Origin of the sequence: Reyranella humidisoli (genome assembly GCF_019039055.1) — a bacterium.
GTDB lineage: Bacteria > Pseudomonadota > Alphaproteobacteria > Reyranellales > Reyranellaceae > Reyranella > Reyranella humidisoli.
Genome location: NZ_JAHOPB010000001.1, coordinates 911,971 through 928,914 on the forward strand (window position 1 = coordinate 911,971; position 16,944 = coordinate 928,914).

Consider the following 16,944-nt stretch of genomic DNA (forward strand, 5'->3'; position numbering starts at 1 on the left):
GGGGAAGGGATCAGATCACCACTTCGACAGATATTGCCGCAGCGGCTCGGCGCCCGGGTTGGTGTAGCGGCGGTCGAGGATGACGCCCTTCGCGTTCGCGCCGCCACCGTAGTAGAGCGCGTTCCAGTCGTTGTCGGCGTCGATGTAGGAGCCCTCGATCGAGGCGCCGGCGAACAGGCCCTGCGAGTTCGCGAAGGCCACGATGTCGGCACCGCCGGCGCCCGTCGTGGCGCCTTCGAGGCCGATGCCGACCGCGACCATGGTCACGCCCGCTTCCGCACCGACCTTGAACTTGTGGTCGATGATCGCCTGCAGGCCCTTCTCGGTCCGGATGATGAACACGATCTCCGAGACCTTGCCACCGACCTGGAGGCCGACGCTGCCGGAACCCATGATGTAGAAGGCCGGGAAGCTCCAGTTGTTCGGCGAGTTGCGGCCTATCAGGACACCGCGGCCACCGGCGGCGCCGAAGATGAAGCCGCCCTGCACCAGCTCGGGGATGATCAGGACGCCGCGCGCCGTGGTCATGAGCTTGGCCGCGTCGGGAAAGTCCGGCCCCCCCAGGACCTTGCGCGCCGTGGCGAGACAGGAATCGACCAGCGACTGGCGCTTGGCGTCGGCGCGGGCCGGCATGGACGTGAGAAACGGCGCGGCGAACGCGGCCGCAGTCCCCGAAAGGACGGTTCGGCGATCGAGCTTCATTTTATGCTCCGTGTGGCTGGCGACCGACGCCGAGGGAGCGCCTTGATGGTCACAAGAGCTGAATCATACCATGTTTCGGGCCGCGATTCCCGGGCCCAATTGCGGTGTTCAGCGACCGGAGGCCGGCCGGTCCTTCATCACCAGGGGCAGTCCGGCGGCCATAAAGATCACCCGGTCCGAGCGCTCGGCAATGCGCATGTTCATGCGGCCCATCGCGTCCCGGAAGGATCGGCCGAGCGGCGTCTCCGGTACCAGTCCGAGACCCAGTTCGTTGCTCACGAACACCACCGGCTGGTTGTGATCATCCAGTGACTGCACCAGTTCGTCGGTCGCCTGGTCGACGTCCTCGCCGGCATGCATGAGGTTGGAGAGCCAGAGCGTCAGGCAGTCGACCAGGATCGGCTGGCCGTGCGAGGCGGCCTGCTCCAGCACCTCGGCAAGCTTCAGCGGCTCCTCGATGGTGGTCCAGCCGACGCCGCGACGGGCACGGTGCGCCATGATGCGGGTCGCCATCTCGACGTCGCCCGCCTCCGCCGTCGCGATATAGACCGCCGGCCGCGGCGATGCGCCGTGCAGGGTGCCGGCGACCATCCGCTCGGCATGGGTGCTCTTGCCCGAGCGCGCGCCGCCCAGGACGAGGCTCACCGGCGGCAGCGGAAAGGTCGAGACGTGTTCCATCAGCCGCGCGTCGTGCTCGCCAAGCCAGGAAGCGAAGGATCCCTCACTGCGTTCGGGATGACACTGTTGGGGAGATGGATGCCGTGCGCCAATGCAGAAATCGGTGTCATCCCGAACGCAGTGAGGGATCCTTGAGTCATGTGCGATAGCCCAAGGCGGTCACGCAGGCCCGCCGCGGGCGAAGGCGAGGGCGCGCGGCATGTAGTTCACGAAGGCCACGCGCCAGGCATGTTCGGGATTGGCCTGCTCGAAATGCTCGATCATCGTGATCGAGACATTGTCGATCTCGAAGCGCACCGCCGCCTCGGGATGCAGGTCGAAGGCGTGCGCCAGCGCCGCGCGGATCGTGCCGCCATGCGCCGTCGCCACGATGTCGCGGCCCTTATGCTCGGCGGTCAGTCGGTCGATGCTGCGCACGGTGCGGTCGCGCAGGTCGACGAAACTCTCGCCGCCCTCGGGCCGGAACTCCGGCGGTCCCAGCCAGAACAGATGGTTGTCGGCATGGTTCTCGGCGATCTCGACATAGGTGAGGCCCTGCCACTTGCCGAAATGCTGCTCGGCGAGATCGGGATCGATGTGGAGCTTGTCCATCTCGGCGCCGGCCCTGGCGAGATGCTCGGCGGTCTTGCGCGCGCGCAACAGGTTGGAGGCGTACCAGACCGCGCCCTTGGGCAGCAGCTTCGCCTGGTGACGGAACAGTTCCTCGTTGCTCACGTCGCAGTCCATGTCCGACTGGCCGTAGCAGCGGCGCTCCGGATTGGGGACCACGGCATGCCGCACCCACCACCACCGCGTGACCGCACCCGTGATCTTGGCGCCCGTCGCCATGCTCGTCCTCCGATCCCTTTACAGCGGCCGCCTTCTTAGCGGCCGATGAAGAGCGCCGCCACCACGAGGAAGACGATCTCGGCCTTCTGCTGGACCGCGCCCAGCGTGTCGCCGGTGTAGCCGCCGAGCCGCTTGGCGATCCAGTGCGTGGCGAACCAGGCCGAGGCCATGACCGCGAGCGGCGCCAGGATCGCCACGAACAGGCCCTTGCCCAGCATCAGCAGGAAGGCGAGCCCCGCGCCGATGGCGATGGTGAGCCAGACGTCGTTGTCGGTCGGCTTGCCGGCCTTCGAGCCAAGCCCGTTGTCATGGACGGGCGAGAAGGCGAGCAGCGGATAGGCCAGCACCGACCGCGACAAAGCATGCGCCGAGATCAGGACGACGAGGCCGGTCGCGGCGCCGAACTGCGCCAGGCAGGCGACCTTGATCAGCACGCCGAGCGCCAGGGCCAGCACGCCGAAGGTGCCGTTGCGGCTGTCGCGCATGATCTCCAGCCGCCGCGCCGGCTCCAGCGCGTGCGGCCCCAGCCCGTCGGCGGTGTCCGCCAGCCCGTCTTCATGCAGGGCACGCGTCAGGATCACCGCCGCTCCCACCGCCAGAACCGCTGCCAGCCAGCCCGGCCCGGCGATGCCGCGCACGATGGCGAAGACCAGACCGGAGGCCAGCCCGATCGCGGCGCCCACGAAGGGCAGCACCGGCAGGACGTCGGCCAGCGGCCAGCGCGGCAGGCCGACATCGAGCTTAAGCCCGGTGAAGAACGTCATCTGCTCCTTGAAGGCCTGCAGCCATTCGTCGAACGAGGTGGGCCGGTTTGCGCCGCCGCTCTCGAAGGAAGGGGAAGAGGGTTCGTTGGGACTGGTCATGATCCCCCGAATATAGGATGGTCCGGCCCCTTCCAGAATGCCCCCGGACGAACAATGTCGGCTGCCTCCTTCGACGAAATACGCCGGATCCTGCGCGAACTGCCGGGACCCGACCTCACCGCCCAGACCGAGGTGGTCCGCCGCCAGTCCGAACTGACCAAGCCGCAGGGCTCGCTCGGCCGGCTGGAGGAGATCGCCGAATGGCTGGCCTGCTGGCAGGGCCGCGCCCAGCCGCGGGTCGAGCGGCCGCGCGTCGCGGTGTTTGCCGGCACCCATGGCGTCGCCGCGCGCGGCGTCTCGGCCTATCCGCCCGAAGTCACCCAGCAGATGGTGAAGAACTTCCTGAACGGCGGCGCGGCGATCAACCAGCTCGCCGCCGCCATCGACGCCGACCTGCGCATCTACGAACTCGACCTCGACCATCCGACCGCCGACTTCACGCAGGGCCCGGCGATGGACGAGACGCGTGCCGCCAACGCCATGGCCTACGGCATGATGGCGGCCGAGCCCGGCATCGACGTGCTGTGCCTGGGCGAAATGGGCATCGCCAACACCACCGCCGCCGCCACTTTGTGCGCCGCGCTCTATGGCGGCACGGGCGCCGACTGGGCCGGCCCCGGCACCGGCGTCACCGGCAAGGCGCTGGCGCACAAGATCGCGGTGATCGATGAGGCGCTGGCCCGCCACAAGGACGCGATCGCACGCCGAGATCCGCTCGAACTGCTGGCTGCGGTCGGCGGCGAGGAGTTCGCGGCCCTGACCGGCGCCATCGTCGCTGCCCGCATGGGCCGCATCCCGGTGCTGCTCGACGGCTATGCCTGCACCACCGCCGCCGCGGTGCTGCACTCCGTGGACCGCCGCGCGCTCGACCATTGCCTGGTGGCGCATCGTTCGGCCGAGCCCGGCCACACGCGCCTGCTCGACGCGCTGAAGATGCGCCCGCTGCTCGACCTCGACATGCGCCTGGGCGAAGCCTCGGCCGCCGCGCTGGCCGTGCCGCTGCTCAAGGCCGCCGCCGCCTGCCACAACGGCATGGCGACCTTCGCCGAGGCCGGCGTATCCTCGAAGGATGCGTAGACGCACCCTGCTCGCGGGTCTCCCGTTTCTACTCCTGGCTCCTGAAGCCTTCGCCCATCCGCCGCGCCAACCCGATTCGGCGGAAGCGAAGAAGTTCATCCAGGAAGTCACCGACTTCCGCAGCAAACTCGCGAAGGCCGTCCTCGCCAAGGACTTCGCCGCGATGCGCCCGCTCTATGCCGACAGCTTCACGCACACGCACGACTCGGGGAAACTCGACAACAAGGATGCACGCCTGGTCGCCGCGATGGCCGGCGAACCGCTGATCGAAGCCGCTCCCGTCTCCGACCTCGTCTTCCGCGTCTTCGCCGGTCCGACTGTGATCGTGACCGGCAAGAGCCCGATCCTGAACGTCAAGGAACAGAAGACCTACGACTTCCGCTGGGTGAGCGTTTACGTGACAGCGCAGGACGGCTGGCAGCTGGCGGTGAGTCAGGCGACGCGGCTATCCTGACCACGTCGAAGAGCAAGGTCGTGAAAATAGCACTCGCCATCCTTACCCTCCTCTCAAGCTTTTCACTTCTCTATTTCTTTGTGGTGGCCGCCCTTGCGATCGTCGGCGCCCGGCTGGAGGTGAAGCTTCCTTCGTCTCAATCGTCGCTTCTTCGCGGCTCGCGGGACGGCGGCCCGTATACGGAGCGCGGCAAGGAACTGATGGCGCGCTACTATCGCAGCCTCTTTCTCGTCTTCGCTTCCGGCGCAGTCATGGTCGCATCGGGTGCCGGCTATGTTTACCTGCGGGACGGCGCAGTTGGACCATCTCCGTTCAAGTCTCCAGCCTTCATCGCAGCACCGGCGATTGTGTTTGGCAATGCGCTGATAGCCTTTCTTGGTTGTGCCGTATGGTTGCTGGTGTGCTTGGCCGGTGCCACCCTTCGAAAGCGGCGCAGCCAGCCAACGAGCGACGCTCAACGCCGACAGATCATCAAGAGCTTGCAATGGACGGCCGGCTGCTTTGTCGTTGCGGCGTTGTCGCTCGTGATAATGCGGCACCAGTAGGACCAATCCGCCAGGCAAATCAGACGTCTCACTGGCGGCCAGCTTCTGTTGACACCGCCCCACCCCGCCCGCTTCATCGACGCAACGAATAATGTCGGGCAGAAACAATGGATCTTCTCAAGACCCTGTCGGCGGCGGGTGAGTTCGCGACGCCGATCGTCGATGCGCATCATCATCTGTGGGACCTGAAGGCCGGGCACTATCCGACCAAGACGGACCAGTACGACAAGAACTTCTTCCTCGGCGACTATCGCGCGATCTGCCGCGACTACATGCCGTCGGATTATGTCGCGGCGCTCAAAGGCTTCAACGTCGTCGGCAGCGTGCACATCCAGGCGGCGCGCGCGATGGACGAGCAGGTGGCCGAGACGGAATGGCTCGGGACGATGAACGAGCAGTTCGGCCTGCCCTCCGTCGTGGTGGGTCACGTCTCGTTCGTCCAGCCCGATTGCGCGGCGATCCTCGAAGGCCATGCGAAGTCGCCGTTGATGCGCGGCATCCGTTCGCGGCCCACGACGTCGCCGGGGCCGCACGCCTCGGTCGCGGGCGCGCCGGGCACGATGCAGGACGATCACTGGCGGCGGAACTTCGCGCTGCTGGAGAAGCACGGCATGTCGTGGGACATGCGCATTCCCTACTGGCATCTCGAGGAAGGCGCCGAGGTCGCGCGCTCGTTCCCGGGCATTCCCATGGTGGTCAACCATACCGGCCTGCCGCTCGACCGCTCCGAGGAAGGGCTCGCGATCTGGCGCAAGGGGCTGGCGGCGCTGGCCGACTGTCCGAACGTCGTGATCAAGATCTCGGAACTCGGCCTACCGCACGGCAAGTGGGACGTGCCGAGCAACGTCCGCGTGGTGCGCGAGGCCGCGTCGATCTTCGGGCCGGACCGCATCATCTTCGCGAGCAATCTTCCCGTCGCGAGCCTCAGCACGACCTTCGGCGGCATCGTCGCGGTCATGCGCGAGGCGCTGGCGAAGGAGACACCGGAGACGCTCGCGAAGTTCTTCGCGCGCAACGCCATCCGTTTCTATCGAATTCCGATCCAACTGCCCTGAAGGCAGGCCGACACAACAACCAGTCCCGGGAGGACGAACGATGGCCCATCGAGTGACGAGACGAAACCTGCTGGCCACCACGGCCGGCGGCCTCCTGGCGACTGCTGTGCCACTCGCCGGCGCGAACGCCCAGGATGCCTGGCCCAACAAGCCGATCAAGGTGATCATGCCGTTCGGCGCCGGCGGCTCGATGGACGTGCTGTCCCGCCTGCTCGCGCCGATCGTGTCGGAATCGCTCGGACAACAGGTCGTGGTCGAGAACCGGCCCGGCGCCACCGGCACGGTGGCGATGGCGGCGGTCGCCGCGGCACCGGCCGACGGCTACACGCTGATGTTCACCGGCAGCAGCTACTCTATCATCGCGCTGCTGATGCCCAACCTGCCCTTCAAGATGGACGCCTTCACGCCCCTGTCGCGGCTCACCGTCGGACCGACGTTGATGGCAGTACCGGCGCAGCTCGGCATCAAGACGATGGCCGAGTTCGTGGCGGCGGCGAAGAAGCAACCGGGCAAATGGTCGTACGGCAGCTCGGGCATCGGCACATCGGTGCATCTGGGCGGCGAGCTGTTCAAGATGGCGGCGGGCGTCGACCTGGCGCACGTCCCCTATCGCGCCACGCCCGCGATCGTCGCAGACCTGCTGGAGAACCGCCTGCAGATGTCGGTGCTGGGCGTGGCGGATTGCCGGCAGTACGTCGCCTCGGGACAGCTGCGCGCGCTGGCGGTCAGCTACACCGAGCGGATGCCGGAATTCCCCGACGTCCCGACCTTCGCGGAAGTGGGCTATCCCAACGTCCGGGCGAGCAACGACTTCGGCATCTCGATCCGCGCCGACACCCCGGCCCCGATCAAGGCGCGGCTTGAGGAAGCCTACCGGTCGGCGGTGCGCCGGCCGGAGATCGTGCAGCGGCTGAAGGACTTCGGCCTGATCGTCGTGGCCACGTCCTCGGCCGACTTCACCCGCGTGCTCGCCGAAGACGCCGCGCGGTACAGCGAGGTCATTCGGGTGGCCAACGTGAAGCTGGAGTAGACCCACCCACCTCATCCTGAGGAGACGTGCGCAGCACGTCGTCTCGAAGGATGGGCAACAGGCGTGGTGCGCGTGCCGACCCTTCGAGACGCACTGCTACGCAGCGCTCCTCAGGGTGAGGTGATTGTTGAAAACAAAAAGCCCGCCACGGTTTTCACCGGGCGGGCTTTCCGTTCTCTGGTGACGCGGCTCAGGCGCGGACGTCGAAGCGGTCGAGGTCCATGACCTTGGTCCAGGCGGCGACGAAGTCCTTCACGAACTTCGCCTTCGAGTTGGACTGGGCATAGACCTCGGCCAGCGCGCGGAGCTGGCTGTGCGAGCCGAAGATCAGGTCGACGCGCGTGCCGGTCCACTTCACGGCGCCGGACTTGCGGTCGCGGCCCTCGTAGATGCCCTCCTCCGCGGCCGGCTTCCACTCGGTCGCCATGTCGAGCAGGTTCACGAAGAAGTCGTTGCCGAGCGTCTCGGTCTTCGCGGTGAAGACGCCGTGCTTCGACTTGCCCGTATTGGCGCCCAGCACACGCAGGCCGCCGACCAGCACCGTCATCTCCGGCCCCGTCAGGGTGAGACGCTGGGCATGGTCGACCAGCCGTGCCTCGACCGGCTGCTGTGTCTTCGTGCCGACGAAGTTGCGGAAGCCGTCCGCTGTCGGCTCCAGCGGCGCGAAGGAATGGACGTCGGTCTGCTCCTGCGTCGCGTCCATGCGGCCCGGCGTGAACGGCACCTTCACGTCATGCCCGCCGGCCTTCGCTGCCTTTTCGATGGCGGCGGCGCCGCCCAGCACGATCAGGTCGGCCAGCGACACCTTCTGGCCACCCCCCACCGCCGACGCGTTGAACTCCTTCTGCACCGCTTCGAATTTCTGCAGGACCGCCGCCAGTTCGGCCGGCTGGTTGACCGCCCAGTCCTTCTGCGGCGCGAGGCGGATGCGGGCGCCATTGGCGCCGCCGCGCTTGTCGGCGCCGCGGAAGGTCGCGGCCGAGGCCCACGCGGTCGCGACGAGCTGCGACACGGTGAGGCCCGAGGCCAGGATCTTCGCCTTGAGGGACTCGATCTCGGCCTCGCCGATCGGCGGATGGTCGGCGGCGGGGATCGGGTCCTGCCAGACGAGAGGCTCCTTCGGCACGAGAGGGCCGAGATAACGGGCGACCGGGCCCATGTCGCGATGCGTGAGCTTGAACCAGGCGCGCGCGAAGGCATCGGCGAACTGATCCGGGTTCTCGTGGAAGCGGCGCGAGATCTTCTCGTAGGCCGGGTCGAAGCGCAGCGCGAGATCGGTCGTCAGCATCGACGGCGCGTGGCGCTTCGACTTGTCGAAGGCGTCGGGCACCGAATCGGCGCCGGCACCGTTCTTCGGCCGCCACTGGTGCGCGCCGGCCGGGCTCTTGGTCAGCTCCCAGTCGTAGCCGAACAGGTTCCAGAAGAAGTTGCTGCTCCACTTGGTCGGCGTCGAGGTCCAGGTGACTTCAAGACCGGAAGAGATCGCATCATGGCCCTTGCCGGAGGCATAGCTGCTCTTCCAGCCGAAGCCCTGCTGCTCGATCGGCGCGCCTTCCGGCTCCGGGCCGACCAGGGCGGCATCGCCCGCGCCGTGCGTCTTGCCGAACGTGTGGCCGCCGGCGATCAGCGCCACCGTCTCCTCGTCGTCCATCGCCATGCGCGCGAAGGTCTCGCGGATGTCGCGCGCCGCCGCGACCGGATCGGGATTGCCGTTGGGGCCCTCGGGATTGACGTAGATCAGGCCCATCTGCACGGCGCCCAGCGAGCCCTGAAGCTCGCGGTCGCCGCTGTAGCGCTCGTCGGCCAGCCACTTGCCCTCGGGGCCCCAGTAGATGTCCTGCTCGGGCTCCCAGGTGTCGACCCTGCCGCCGCCGAAGCCGAATGTCTTGAAGCCCATCGACTCGAGCGCGACGTTGCCCGTCAGGATCAGCAGGTCGGCCCAGGAGATCTTGTTGCCGTACTTCTGCTTGATCGGCCACAGCAGGCGGCGCGCCTTGTCGAGGTTGACGTTGTCGGGCCACGAGTTGAGCGGCGCGAAGCGCTGCTGGCCGCCACCGGCACCGCCGCGGCCGTCGCCGACGCGATAGGTGCCGGCGCTGTGCCAGGCCATGCGGATGAAGAACGGGCCGTAATGACCGAAATCGGCCGGCCACCAATCCTGCGAGTCCGTCATCAGGGCGTGCAGGTCCTTGATCACGGCGTCGAGGTCGAGGCTCTTGAATTCCTTTGCGTAGTCGAACGCCTCGCCCATCGGATTGGACAGGTCGGAGTGCTGGTGCAGCACCTGCAGGTCGAGCTGGTTGGGCCACCAGTTCCGATTGGAGGGTCCTTTGGGGCCGCCGCTGAAGGGGCACTTGCTTTCGGTCGTCATGGTCCATCCCTCGCGTTTTGATCGTCCGTACTTTAGAATGATTCCAGACAATACGTCACGTTCATTTTCGAACGGAGCGACGGGCGACGCCACCCAGCCTTGGCACGGTTCTGGCCTTCCAGCGTCCTGCAACGATCTCGCAAGAAGGACAGGAACCGTCGTCATGATCATCCAGAAGAAGGCGCTGCTGGGCGCCGCCGCCGCATTTGCGGCATTTTCCGCCGCGCCGGTGCTGGCACAGGGCACGCTGCGCATCGGCATGACGGCCTCGGACATTCCGCTCACCACAGGCCAGACCGACCAGGGCGGCGAGGGCATGCGGTTCATGGGCTATACCGTCTACGACGCGCTCATCAACTGGGACCTGTCGTCGGCCGACAAGGCGTCGGTGCTGGTGCCGGGCCTCGCCACCTCGTGGAAGGTCGACGAGGCCGACCCGACACGCTGGGTCTTCACCCTGCGCGACGGCGCGAAGTTCCACGACGGCAGCGACTTCAAGGCCGACGCCGTGGTGTGGAACCTAGAGAAGCTGCTGAACGACAAGTCCCCGCAGTTCGACCCGAAGCAGGCCGCACAGGGCCGCTCCCGCATTCCGGCCGTCGCCTCCTACAAGGTAATCGACGACAAGACCGTAGAGATCCGGACCAAGACGCCCGACGCGTTCCTGCCCTACCAGATTTCCTGGATCATGATGTCCAGCCCGGCGCAGTGGGAGAAGGTCGGCAAGGACTGGAACAAGTTCGCGCAGACGCCGTCGGGCACCGGCCCGTGGAAGGTCACGGCCTTCCAGCCGCAGACCCGCGCCGAGCTGTCGCCCAACAAGGACTATTGGGACAAGGCGCGCGTGCCGAAGCTCGACAAGATGGTGCTGCTGCCGATCCCGGAGACGGCGACTCGCACGGCGGCGCTGCGGGCGGGCCAGGTCGACTGGATCGAGGCGCCCTCCCCCGACGCGATCCCGAGCCTGGAGAAGGCCGGCCTCAAGATCGTGAGCAACGCCTATCCGCACAACTGGACATGGCATCTCTCCTTCGCCGACGGCTCGCCGTGGAAGGACGTGCGCGTGCGCAAGGCCGCCAACCTCGCGGTCGATCGCGACGGGCTGAAGGTTTTGCTCAAGGGCCAGATGATCCCGGCCAAGGGCTTCCTGACGCCGGGCAGCCAGTGGTTCGGCACGCCCAGCTTCGACGTGAAGTTCGATCCGGAAGCGGCGAAGAAGCTGCTGGCCGAAGCGGGCTTCAGCAAGGCAAAGCCGGTCACGGCCAAGGTGCTGATCTCCAGCTCGGGCTCGGGCCAGATGCAGCCGCTGGCGATGAACGAGTACATCCAGCAGAACTTGGCCGACGTCGGCATCAAGATCGACTTCGAGGTGGCCGAGTGGAACACGTTGATCAACCTGTGGCGGGCTGGCGCGAAGTCGGACCTGGCCAAGGGCGCGAGCGCGCTCAACTTCAGCTACTTCATCCAGGATCCGTTCACCGCCTTCATCCGCCATCTCGATTCGAAGCTGGTGGCGCCGAACGGCACCAACTGGGGCTTCTACCAGGACCCCGGCATGGACGCGCTGCTGGAAACGGCACGCACCACCTTCGAAGCGAAGGCGCAGGACGAGGCGCTGAAGAAGGTCCACCAGAAGATCGTCGACGACGCGCTGTTCCTGTTCGTGACCCACGACGTCGCCCCGCGCGCCATGTCACCCAAGGTGACGGGCTTCGTGCAGGCCCAGAACTGGTTCCAGGACTTCTCGCCGATCACGATGAAGTAGGACTCATGTTCCTCTCCCCCGATCGGGGGAGAGGTTAGGTGAGGGGGTTACAGGGGGTGCGTCGCCCCCTCACCCAGCCTCTCCCTCTGACGGAGGCGAGGAGCATGAAAGCTCAAGCCCGCACCCGATCCCACCAGTCGCGGGTGCGGTACCAGGCGCCGACGAAGGGGAGCACCCATTCGGGGTTGCCGCTGTAGAAGGGGACGGTCGGGAAATCCTGGCCGTCGAAGGCGTTGACCGGCGCATTCGAGCCGCCGGCGATCTTCCGGGCGGTCTGGTAGCCGAGATAGGACATCATCGCGACGCCCGAGCCGTTGCACGCCATCAGGTAATGCATGCCCTGCTCCATGCCCATGTGCGGCAGGAAGTCGAAGGCGAAAGCGACGTTGCCGGTCCAGGCGTGGGTCACCTTCACGCCCTTGAGCTGCGGCCAGCGCTCCAGCATGTAGCCGTGCAGCACCGGCGCGCTGACCTCGGGCGTCACCTGGGTGAAGCGGGCGCGGCCGCCGAAGATCACGCGCTTGTTGTCGGGCGATTGCCGGTAGTAGCAGAGCACCCGCTTGGTGTCGGAGACGACGCGGTTCTTCGGGATCAGGCTCTGCACCAGATCCTCGGGCAGTTCCTCGGTCGCGATGATGTGGCTGGCGACCGGCACCACCTTGCGGCGCAAGGTCGGCGTCAGCTCGGTCGTGTAGCCGTTGGTGGCGATCACCACTTCGCGCGCCTCGATCGGCCCCTTGCTTGTCAGCACCCGGAAGCCGCCGGGCTTGCGTTCGATCTTCTCGGCGTCGCAGTTGGCGCAGAGCTTCGCCCCGGCGCGATGGGCCGCTTTCAGCAGGCCGCCATAGTAGAGCGCGGGATGGAGCTGGCCGGTGCGCTCCACGACCATGCCGCCATAGTAGTAATCCGAGGCGATCTCCTCGCGCTGGCGCTCGCGCGGGATCATGTAAGTGCCGAGTGCGGCCTTCTCGTTGTAGGTCGCGACCTTGGCCTGCTGCTCGGCGAAATGGCGGGGCGTGTAGGCGCCGCTGAAGCGGCCGTTCATGCGCCAATGGCACTCGATGCCCTCGCGCTGGATCACCGTCTCGACCTGGCTGAGCGAATCGGCGGCGTCGCTCAGCATGCGCGCCATCACCTTCTTCCAGGCCTCTGGATCGCCGCCGACGCCCTTGCCGGAGAAGCCCTTGCCCATGGTCGTGCCGCCGCTGACGCCGCCCCCGTTGCGCGTCGAGGCGCCAACGCCGAAATCGCCGCGCTCCAGCACCGTGACGTCGACGCCCGAGCGCGCCAGTTCCAGTCCGGTCGACAGGCCGCCATAGCCGGCGCCCACCACCAGCACGTCTGTCTTGAGCGGCGGATCCTGGCTCAGCTCGTTGGAGGGATGCCACCATTCCCACCACCAGGGCATCGCCTTGAAATCCTTGTGGAAGACGCTGTCAGCCATCATCTGCTCCTCGGCCCATCCTTCGAGACGCGGTCCTTCGGACCGCTCCTCAGGATGAGGGTTTCACTACACTCCCACCTCACCCTGAGGAGGCCGCACCGCGGCCATCTCGAAGGGTGGGCAACATCGTCATCTCGCACTATCCTTGAGGCCGCGGCCGAAGCGGCCGATCAGCACCAGCACGACCGACACCAGAAGGATCTGCATCACCGACACGGCCGCGATGGTGGGGTCGATCTCCATCATGATGTTGTCGAACATCTTCTTGGGCAGCGTCATGTTCGCGCCGGCCAGGAACAGCGCCACCACGACCTCGTCGAACGAGGAGATGAACGCCAGCAGCCCGGCCGAGACGAGGCTGGGCCGCAGCAGCGGCAGGGTGATGCGCGTGAGCGTGTTCCAGCGGCTGGCGCCCAGACCTTCGGCCGCCTGCTCCAGCGAACGGTCGAAGTCGCGCAGGCCGGCAGCAATCACCAGCACCACAAAAGGTAGCGCCAGCACGGTGTGGCCGACCACCAGCCCGTACCAGGTGCCGATCAGCTTGAGCTTGGCGAAGAGGCCATAGACCGCAACGGCGAAGATGATGTGCGGCACGATGATGGGCGCAAGCGCCACGCGATCGAGGATCGTGCGGCCGAAGAAACGGCCGCGCACCAGCGCGAACGCCAGCGGCACGCCGAGCGCCAGGGCAAGGACCGCGGTGGCGCCGCCGATATAGAGCGAGCGCCAGGTCGCATCGATCCATTGCGGATCGTCGAGATAGCGCTCGTACCACTGCCAGGAGAGGCCCGGCGGTGGGAACTGCATGTAGGGCGCCGACGAGAGCGAGATCGGAAAGACGACCAGCAACGGCAGCATCAGGAAGAAGTAGATCAGGCCGCAGGAGACGACGAGAAGACGACGGCTCATCGCGTCGCCTCCACCGGCTGGCTGTAGCGTTGCGCCAGCGCGTAGACGGCGAAGGTCGCGGCCAGCAGCACGGCCGACAGGGCCGCGGCGAACGGCCAGTTCAACGCCTCACGGACCTGCTGCTCGATCAGCACGGCGATCATGATCACGCGACCGCCCCCCAGCAGGGCGGGCGTTATGTAGAAACCCAGCGACAGCACGAACACCAGGACCGAGCCCGCGAAGATGCCGTTCAGGGTGAGCGGCAGATAGATGCGCCGGAAGATGGCGAAGCTCGAAGCGCCGAGGCCGGCGGCGGCGGCCGGAATGGCGGGATCGACCTTGCGGACGGCGCTGTAGATCGGCAGCACCATGTAGGGCAGCAGCACATGCACCATGCCGATCAGCACGCCGGTGAAATTGTGCAGCATCGGGATCGGATCGGCGATGATGCCGGACTCGATCAGCGTGCGGTTGAAGACGCCGTTGCGGCCCAGCAGCACCATCCAGGCATAGGTGCGCACCAGGACCGAGGTCCAGAGCGGCAGCAGCACGAAGATGAAGCCCATCGTCGCCCAGAAGGGCGTCGTCGTGGCCATCAGGAAGCCGAGCGGATAGCCCAGAAGCAGGCAAAAGAAGGTGACCAGCAGCGCGATCTCGAACGTGTTCCAGAAGACGCGGAGATAGAGCTGCTCGCCCAGCGCCTTGGCATACCAGTCGAACGTGCCGCCCTCGACACTGAAGCCCAGCATGCGCACGACCGGGAACAGGAAGAACACGAACAGCAGGATCAGCGCCGGCAGCGCGGGGAGGAAGCCGCGGGCCTTCATGGCGCGACGCCTCTCGACCCCAATCGTGTCATCGCGCGCGGAGTAGTCTCCGCGCTGGAGCGAGCGAAGGATCCTTCGCTGCGCTCAGGATGACACGGAAAGCAATTGAGCGAGCCGTGCGTCCCAGAACCCATGAATCGGCTCAAGCGCGATGCCGACTGCAGTGCATAGAGGAAGCTATGGGGTTTCATGGCGCGACTCGCCTCAAAACCACCGGTGTCGTGCGTCCTAGAACACATGGATCGACTCGGGGTCGATGCCGACCGTCACGCGCGTGCCGGCGGCGGGCAACGTACCGCGGGCGGGCTGGCGGACCAGCAGTTCGAGGCCGCCGTCGCAGGCCAGCCGCAGCTTGAACGACGTGCCGAGATAGACCGATTCGATCACCTCGCCGCCGAACGCGTTGGCGCCCGACGGTGCGAAACGCTCGGGGCGCATCAGCACGCCGACCTTCGCCCCCGCCGGCCTGTCGCTGCGCACCTGCAATGCCCGGCCGCCATCCAGCGTTACCGTGCCGGGCGCGCTCATCGTGCCGTGGAAGATGTTGCTCTCGCCCACGAAGTCGGCGACGAAATCGTTGGCCGGGCGTTCGTAGATCTCGGTCGTCGTGGCGATCTGCTGGATCGTGCCCCTATTCATCACCGCGATGCGGTCGGACAGGACCAGCGCCTCCTCCTGATCATGAGTGATGAAGATGGTCGTCAGGCCGAGGCGACGCTGCAGGCGGCGCACCTCGAGCTGCATCGTCTCGCGCAGCTTGCGGTCGAGCGCGCCGAATGGCTCGTCGAGCAGCAGGAGCCGCGGGTTGAACACGATGGCACGCGCCAGCGCCACGCGCTGCTGCTGGCCGCCGGAGAGCTGCCGCGGCAGCCGCGCCTCGTAGCCTTTCAACTCGACCATCGCCAACGCCTCGGCGACGCGACGCTCGATCTCGGGCTTGGCGACGTTTCGCATTTCCAGCGGAAACGCCACGTTGGCCGCGACGCTGAGATGGGGGAACAGCGCGTAGTTCTGGAACACCATGCCGATGTCCCGCTTCGCGGGCGGCAGCGCGGTGATCTCGGTACCGCCTACCGTCACCCTGCCGCCGTCGGGCGTCTCGAACCCCGCGACGACCTTCAGCAACGTGGTTTTCCCCGAGCCGCTGGGACCCAGGATGGTCAGCAGCTCGCCCTGGGCTACCTGCAGCGAGACGTGGTCGAGCGCGACCACGTCCCCGAAACGCTTTCCGACACCCTCGATGAGCAGGTCGGCCGATCCGCTTGCACTCAAGGGAGGTCAGCCCTTCTTCAGCATCCAGGCATTCCACAGCTCGGCGGCCTTGGTGCCGTTCTCGGCATACCATGCGTCGCTGACCCAGAATTGCTGGTCGAGATACGCGGTCGGCAGGAACGGCTTCACCTTCGGGTCGACGAAATTCAGCGATTCGAGGTTGAGGCCGGGATAGCCGAGTTCCGACGCATAGACCGCCTGCTGCTGCGGCACGGCGAGTTCGGCCAGCATCTTGTTCGCCCAGTAGGGGCTCTTGGCGCCGCGCGGGATCGCGAAGCTGCCCTGCTTCAGGGCGCCTTCGTTCCATTCGATACCGACCGGCGCGCCCTTCTTGATGATGTCGTAGAAGCGGCCGTTCCATCCGGTCGCCAGCACGACTTCCTTGTCCAGGAGAAGCTGAGCCGGCTGCTGCCCGGTCGACCACCAGACGGTGACGTGCGGCTTGATCTGGTCAAGCTTCTTGAAGGCGCGGTCGAAATCGATCGGATAGAGCTTGTCCTTCGGCACGCCGTCGGCGATCAGCGCGAACTCGAGATTGTCGGTCGGATGGTTGCGCATCGAGCGCGCGCCCGGGAACTTCTTCACGTCCCACCAGTCGGCCCAGCTCTTGGGCTGGCTGCCGTTCTTGAAGACGTCGTTCCGGAATCCCATGATGGTCGTATAGACGGACGAGGCGAAGACATAGGGATTCTGCGCCGTCGCCGGATACTTCGAGCGGTCGACCACCTTCGTGTCGATCTTCTCGAGGAGGTTCGCCTTGCCGGCGCGGATCGCGTCCTGGCCGCCGATCTCGGTCAGGTCCCATTCGACGTTGCCGGAGTCGACCATGGCGCGCAGCTTGCCGAAGTCAACCGGGCTCGTCTCGACGACCTTGATCCCGTACTTCTTCTCGAAGCCGTTGAAGAAGGCCTTGCGCATGGCCGTGCCCATCGAACCGCCGGAATGGTTGACCACGAGCTGCGCGGGTTTCGGCGGCTCGGCCTGTGCGAAGGCCGAGCCCGTGGCGCCGACGGCGGCGGCACCTCCCAGCAGCGAAAGAGCGTGGCGGCGGTGCAGGCGCTTGATGTCCATGGCAGTCCCCTTCGAAATCCCCGCACCGACTGTAGAAGTGAGTTTCAAGCAGAGCAACAACCAAGCCCATA

16 protein-coding genes are annotated in these 16,944 nt (G+C 66.6%); 6 read left to right on the top strand and 10 right to left on the bottom strand.

What is annotated here, in order from left to right; translation table 11 throughout:
* Positions 1-15: 15 nt before the first annotated feature.
* The 4 genes from KQ910_RS04500 to cobS all read right to left on the bottom strand — a co-directional run bounded on the left by KQ910_RS04500 (position 16) and on the right by cobS (position 3,071).
* Positions 16-702 carry a lipid-binding SYLF domain-containing protein gene (locus tag KQ910_RS04500; protein ID WP_216957275.1) on the bottom strand — a complete coding sequence of 229 codons (687 nt, stop codon included), beginning with the start codon at positions 700-702 and terminating at the stop codon, positions 16-18.
* 108 nt (positions 703-810) lie between these two features.
* Complete coding sequence (gene cobU, locus KQ910_RS04505) at positions 811-1,380, bottom strand: bifunctional adenosylcobinamide kinase/adenosylcobinamide-phosphate guanylyltransferase (protein ID WP_216957276.1); 570 nt, start codon at positions 1,378-1,380, stop codon at positions 811-813.
* Between the two features lie 159 nt (positions 1,381-1,539).
* Complete coding sequence (locus KQ910_RS04510; RefSeq protein WP_216957277.1) at positions 1,540-2,208, bottom strand: histidine phosphatase family protein; 669 nt, start codon at positions 2,206-2,208, stop codon at positions 1,540-1,542.
* A gap of 35 nt (positions 2,209-2,243) precedes the next feature.
* Complete coding sequence (cobS, locus tag KQ910_RS04515; protein ID WP_216957278.1) at positions 2,244-3,071, bottom strand: adenosylcobinamide-GDP ribazoletransferase; 828 nt, start codon at positions 3,069-3,071, stop codon at positions 2,244-2,246.
* A gap of 54 nt (positions 3,072-3,125) precedes the next feature.
* On the opposite strand from cobS, the gene cobT reads away from it, so the two are divergent.
* The 5 genes from cobT (at position 3,126) to KQ910_RS04540 (ending at position 7,232) form a co-directional block, all read left to right on the top strand.
* The gene (gene cobT / locus KQ910_RS04520) at positions 3,126-4,148 is read left to right on the top strand and encodes a nicotinate-nucleotide--dimethylbenzimidazole phosphoribosyltransferase (protein ID WP_216957279.1); all 1,023 of its coding nucleotides are present in this window, start codon (positions 3,126-3,128) and stop codon (positions 4,146-4,148) included.
* Positions 4,141-4,602 (top strand): nuclear transport factor 2 family protein, encoded by a 462-nt coding sequence (locus KQ910_RS04525; RefSeq protein ID WP_216957280.1) that lies wholly within the window; start codon positions 4,141-4,143, stop codon positions 4,600-4,602. Before cobT ends, KQ910_RS04525 begins: the two co-directional genes overlap by 8 nt.
* A gap of 20 nt (positions 4,603-4,622) precedes the next feature.
* Entirely contained in the window at positions 4,623-5,147 is a 525-nt protein-coding gene (locus tag KQ910_RS04530; protein WP_216957281.1) for a hypothetical protein, read from the top strand.
* A 107-nt stretch (positions 5,148-5,254) separates the two neighbouring features.
* Positions 5,255-6,202 carry an amidohydrolase family protein gene (locus KQ910_RS04535; protein WP_216957282.1) on the top strand — a complete coding sequence of 316 codons (948 nt, stop codon included), beginning with the start codon at positions 5,255-5,257 and terminating at the stop codon, positions 6,200-6,202.
* A gap of 40 nt (positions 6,203-6,242) precedes the next feature.
* Entirely contained in the window at positions 6,243-7,232 is a 990-nt protein-coding gene (locus KQ910_RS04540; RefSeq protein ID WP_216957283.1) for a Bug family tripartite tricarboxylate transporter substrate binding protein, read from the top strand.
* Positions 7,233-7,422: 190 nt separating this feature from the next.
* Here KQ910_RS04540 and katG read toward each other — a convergent pair whose 3' ends face one another.
* Entirely contained in the window at positions 7,423-9,603 is a 2,181-nt protein-coding gene (katG, locus tag KQ910_RS04545; RefSeq protein ID WP_216957284.1) for a catalase/peroxidase HPI, read from the bottom strand.
* Positions 9,604-9,766: 163 nt separating this feature from the next.
* On the opposite strand from katG, the gene KQ910_RS04550 reads away from it, so the two are divergent.
* On the top strand, positions 9,767-11,368 hold the full coding sequence (locus KQ910_RS04550) for an ABC transporter substrate-binding protein (RefSeq protein ID WP_216957285.1): 1,602 nt from the start codon (positions 9,767-9,769) through the stop codon (positions 11,366-11,368).
* Between the two features lie 112 nt (positions 11,369-11,480).
* Here the strand turns inward: KQ910_RS04550 and KQ910_RS04555 are convergent, their stop codons facing one another.
* The 5 genes from KQ910_RS04555 to KQ910_RS04575 all read right to left on the bottom strand — a co-directional run bounded on the left by KQ910_RS04555 (position 11,481) and on the right by KQ910_RS04575 (position 16,873).
* Positions 11,481-12,812: an NAD(P)/FAD-dependent oxidoreductase gene (locus KQ910_RS04555; protein ID WP_216957286.1), complete on the bottom strand. Its 1,332-nt coding sequence runs from the start codon at positions 12,810-12,812 to the stop codon at positions 11,481-11,483.
* A gap of 129 nt (positions 12,813-12,941) precedes the next feature.
* Positions 12,942-13,721 (bottom strand): ABC transporter permease, encoded by a 780-nt coding sequence (locus tag KQ910_RS04560; RefSeq protein ID WP_216957287.1) that lies wholly within the window; start codon positions 13,719-13,721, stop codon positions 12,942-12,944.
* Positions 13,718-14,530: an ABC transporter permease gene (locus KQ910_RS04565; protein WP_216957288.1), complete on the bottom strand. Its 813-nt coding sequence runs from the start codon at positions 14,528-14,530 to the stop codon at positions 13,718-13,720. The genes KQ910_RS04560 and KQ910_RS04565 overlap by 4 nt, the downstream gene beginning before the upstream one ends.
* 228 nt (positions 14,531-14,758) lie before the next feature.
* Positions 14,759-15,802, bottom strand: a complete 1,044-nt coding sequence (locus KQ910_RS04570) for an ABC transporter ATP-binding protein (protein WP_216957289.1) — start codon at positions 15,800-15,802, stop codon at positions 14,759-14,761.
* A gap of 6 nt (positions 15,803-15,808) precedes the next feature.
* Entirely contained in the window at positions 15,809-16,873 is a 1,065-nt protein-coding gene (locus KQ910_RS04575) for an ABC transporter substrate-binding protein (RefSeq protein WP_216957290.1), read from the bottom strand.
* Between the last annotated feature and the right edge of the window lie 71 nt (positions 16,874-16,944).

Excerpts from the sequence above, each read along its gene's own strand:
- KQ910_RS04500 (WP_216957275.1), bottom strand. The coding sequence starts at position 702 with ATGAAGCTCGATCGCCGAACCGTCCTTTCGGGGACTGCGGCCGCGTTC.
- cobU (WP_216957276.1), bottom strand. The coding sequence starts at position 1,380 with ATGGAACACGTCTCGACCTTTCCGCTGCCGCCGGTGAGCCTCGTCCTG.
- KQ910_RS04510 (WP_216957277.1), bottom strand. The coding sequence starts at position 2,208 with ATGGCGACGGGCGCCAAGATCACGGGTGCGGTCACGCGGTGGTGGTGG.
- cobS (WP_216957278.1), bottom strand. The coding sequence starts at position 3,071 with ATGACCAGTCCCAACGAACCCTCTTCCCCTTCCTTCGAGAGCGGCGGC.
- cobT (WP_216957279.1), top strand. The coding sequence starts at position 3,126 with ATGTCGGCTGCCTCCTTCGACGAAATACGCCGGATCCTGCGCGAACTG.
- KQ910_RS04525 (WP_216957280.1), top strand. The coding sequence starts at position 4,141 with ATGCGTAGACGCACCCTGCTCGCGGGTCTCCCGTTTCTACTCCTGGCT.
- KQ910_RS04535 (WP_216957282.1), top strand. The coding sequence starts at position 5,255 with ATGGATCTTCTCAAGACCCTGTCGGCGGCGGGTGAGTTCGCGACGCCG.
- KQ910_RS04540 (WP_216957283.1), top strand. The coding sequence starts at position 6,243 with ATGGCCCATCGAGTGACGAGACGAAACCTGCTGGCCACCACGGCCGGC.
- katG (WP_216957284.1), bottom strand. The coding sequence starts at position 9,603 with ATGACGACCGAAAGCAAGTGCCCCTTCAGCGGCGGCCCCAAAGGACCC.
- KQ910_RS04550 (WP_216957285.1), top strand. The coding sequence starts at position 9,767 with ATGATCATCCAGAAGAAGGCGCTGCTGGGCGCCGCCGCCGCATTTGCG.
- KQ910_RS04555 (WP_216957286.1), bottom strand. The coding sequence starts at position 12,812 with ATGGCTGACAGCGTCTTCCACAAGGATTTCAAGGCGATGCCCTGGTGG.
- KQ910_RS04560 (WP_216957287.1), bottom strand. The coding sequence starts at position 13,721 with ATGAGCCGTCGTCTTCTCGTCGTCTCCTGCGGCCTGATCTACTTCTTC.
- KQ910_RS04565 (WP_216957288.1), bottom strand. The coding sequence starts at position 14,530 with ATGAAGGCCCGCGGCTTCCTCCCCGCGCTGCCGGCGCTGATCCTGCTG.
- KQ910_RS04575 (WP_216957290.1), bottom strand. The coding sequence starts at position 16,873 with ATGGACATCAAGCGCCTGCACCGCCGCCACGCTCTTTCGCTGCTGGGA.